Raw genomic sequence first — 1,570 nt, forward strand, 5'->3', positions numbered from 1 at the left:
ATAAACCCAAACGGCGAGTATTCGAGCCAGAGTACAAACTCGAAATACTGGAACGGCTCGAAGAATGTCGAGGCAAACGTGGAGCGGTTGGTGAGCTTCTAAGGAAAGAAGGACTCTATGCGGCCCAGGTAGCCAAGTGGAAGGAAGAGGCTGAAGAAGCCCTTGCCGGCTCATTGAGCAAAAAACGTGGGCCGAAGCCCGACCTGGAAGCTAAAGCAGAAAAGCGAATCGCGCAACTGGAAAGAGAGAACGCCGCACTTCAGGAAAAGCTACGGCAGGCCGAGGTTATTATCGAAGTTCAAAAAAAAATATCAGAGATCTTGGGGATCAAGCAGCCTCCGGAGGCCGACTGGAAAAGCGGGAAGTCGTAAAGCATGGCATTCTGGAACTGATCCAGCAGCGAGTCAGCCAGAGCTGGCTTGCTGGTATATATGGTGTGTCGCGGTCGAGCATGAATCGATGGCAAATGCATGGTCCAAAACAAAAAGTGTCCCGAGTTCCATCGAATGCATTAAGTTCGCAGGAGAAGGCTCAAATTCGTGATCTTCTGCATTCCGAGGATTTTATCGATGATACCCCATATCAGATAGTCAGCAAGCTTCTGGATCGCGGGGAATGGCTTTGTTCAATACGTTCCATGTATCGCCTGCTGTCAGAAGCAGAGGAGATTAAGGATCGCCGCAATCAGCGGCGCCATCCGAAATACGAAAAACCCATAATGCAGGCTGAGGCACCGAGGCAATTGTGGAGTTGGGACATTACAAGACTGCCCGCAGAAATAAAGGGGAAGTATTATTTCCTCTACGTGATGATCGACGTTTACAGTCGATACGTTGTCGGCTGGATGATAACGCATGAGGAAAATTCTGATCGTGCGCAGCACTTTATCCGTGAAACACTGCGACAGCAAGGGATTGAAGAAGGAGCGCAGTTGACGATTCACTCCGATCGTGGTAGCCCTATGACTGCGAGTAATACTGTTGAGCTTCTTGCTGTACTTGGGCTCGCACAGAGTTTTGCACGACCGAGGGTAAGCGATGATAACCCGTTTTCTGAGGCACAGTTCAAAACCCTGAAATACCACCGGTTCTTCAAGCCATGGTATGAGAGTCTTGAGGACGCAAAGGAGATTCTTGGGAAATTTTTTGAGTGGTATAACAATGAACATCGGCATATCAATCTCGGCCTGTTGACGCCTGAGATGGTTCACAGCGGGAAAGTCGATGAAGTGCTCGCAATACGCACACAAGCTCTGAAAGACGCCTACAGCAGTCATCCAGAGCGTTTCTCAAGACGCGGTCCTAAGCTTGCGATTCCCCAGGATCGGGTTGGAATCAATATCCCAGTCACACGACAGTCAATGTTCGTACTTGGGTAGAAAAGTTTCTTAAATTTTCTTTAGCGCTGTCCCAAAAATGCTGACACATTCCGGATATCCGACCACCTAATCCACTGAATCCGACCACCAACTCCACGGTGAATGTCAAGAAAGATGTCGCTAAGCCAGAACAGCTTTCCTAAGCTCACTCTCTGGATTGAGATATACCGCAGTATGATACTGCCATTTCCT

At 48.9% G+C, this 1,570-nt stretch carries 1 protein-coding gene and 1 pseudogene; both read left to right on the top strand.

All coding sequences use genetic code 11. The features are described 5' to 3' along the window. Positions 1 to 371: pseudogene (locus VE954_RS34900) on the top strand (hypothetical protein); the annotation flags it as partial. Between the two features lie 20 nt (positions 372 to 391). Continuing rightward, a complete protein-coding gene (locus VE954_RS34905) occupies positions 392 to 1,378 on the top strand; it encodes an IS3 family transposase (protein ID WP_324961803.1) in 987 nt (328 codons plus the stop codon). Positions 1,379 to 1,570: the final 192 nt, after the last annotated feature.

This window comes from Oligoflexus sp., from assembly GCF_035638955.1.
Lineage (GTDB): Bacteria > Bdellovibrionota_B > Oligoflexia > Oligoflexales > Oligoflexaceae > Oligoflexus.